Raw genomic sequence first — 1,368 nt, forward strand, 5'->3', positions numbered from 1 at the left:
GGCGTGGCCATTTCGTCAATCCCGATGTGCTGGCGACGCCGGCCAAGCCGCACCAGAAGGCACCCGACCAGGCCAACGAGATCGACTGGAAGGCACGCCGCAAGATCGCCGCCAGCGACATGCCGCCGCCGGCAAAGCATGAGAACTGGATCAAGTCGTCCTACCCCTTCGTCTACGGCCAGTTCGATCCGGCGCTGTTCCCGACCGCCGAGTGGCGCGAGTGCAACCGCATGGCGCTTGCCGTGCTCGAGATCCGCAACTGGGCGTCCGACATGGTCGACCGCGACGATCCGCTGCTGATCGAGCAGATCCAGGCGCGGCTCCTGCCGCGGCGCGGCATCTTCGCCAATCCCGACGAGATCATCGTCACGCTGGGCGCCCAGAACGCGCTCTATATGCTGGCGACGCTGCTGATGGCCAAGGGCTCGAAGGTGGCGATGGAGGACCCCGGCTACCCCGACGCCCGTTCGATCTTCCGCCTTGCGGGGGCCGAGATACAGCCGGTGCCGGTCGACCAGTCCGGCATCGTAACCGCTTCTATTGCCAATGATTCCGGTTTCGTCTTCGTCACGCCCAGCCACCATTGCCCAACCATGGTGCCACTGTCGGCGGAACGGCGGCAGGATCTTCTGGCGCGAGCCAACCGCTACAACCAGATCATCATCGAGGACGGCTATGACAGCCAGCTTCTCGACGAAGCACCGCAGCAGGCGTTGAAGAGCCTCGATCGTTCCGGCCGCGTCGTCTATGTCGGCTCGATGTCGAAGACGCTGGCTCCCGGCCTGCGGCTCGGCTATATCGTCGCTTCGGCTGGCCTGATCTCCGAACTCAGGGCACTGCGCCGCTTCATGCTGCGTCATCCGCCGGCCAACAACCAGCGCGCCGTCGCGCTGTTCCTGTCGCTTGGCCATCACGAGGCACTGGTGCGGCGGCTGTCGTCGGCCTTCGACGAGCGGCGCAAGCGGCTGGTCCATGCGATTTCCGCCTTTCTGCCGGAGTGGCGTTCGACCGATTCGGCCGGCGGCACATCGCTGTGGCTCGAGGGACCGCGCGGCACCGATGCGCGCGGGTTGGCCGAGGCAGCAGCCTCGCGCAGCGTCATCATCGAACCGGGCGACCGTTTCTTCGATCGCACTGAAAAACCTTCGCGTTTCATGCGGCTGGGCATCTCGTCGATCGCGCTGCAGCACATCGAGCCAGGCATCCGCGAACTGGCCACCGCCGCCGGACGCAGGCCCGCGGCCGCCTGATCCATCACCTGACCCTTGGACGGAGCCGCGCAAGCGTGGCTCCGTCCTTTAGCCCTCTGGCATATGTAACCGGACCGGCTGGCCCATAGGCTGTGCCAATGCCGGCGGCATAGTCGGG

Annotated in this window: 1 protein-coding gene; it reads left to right on the plus strand. The window is 66.0% G+C overall.

The features are described from left to right. Positions 1 to 1,250 (plus strand): PLP-dependent aminotransferase family protein (locus EN935_RS36085; RefSeq protein WP_164771693.1); only part of this gene is annotated, 1,250 nt, incomplete at its 5' end. Positions 1,251 to 1,368 lie beyond the last annotated feature (118 nt).

This window comes from Mesorhizobium sp. M7D.F.Ca.US.004.03.1.1 (genome assembly GCF_003998635.1).
Classification (GTDB): Bacteria; Pseudomonadota; Alphaproteobacteria; order Rhizobiales; family Rhizobiaceae; genus Mesorhizobium; species Mesorhizobium loti.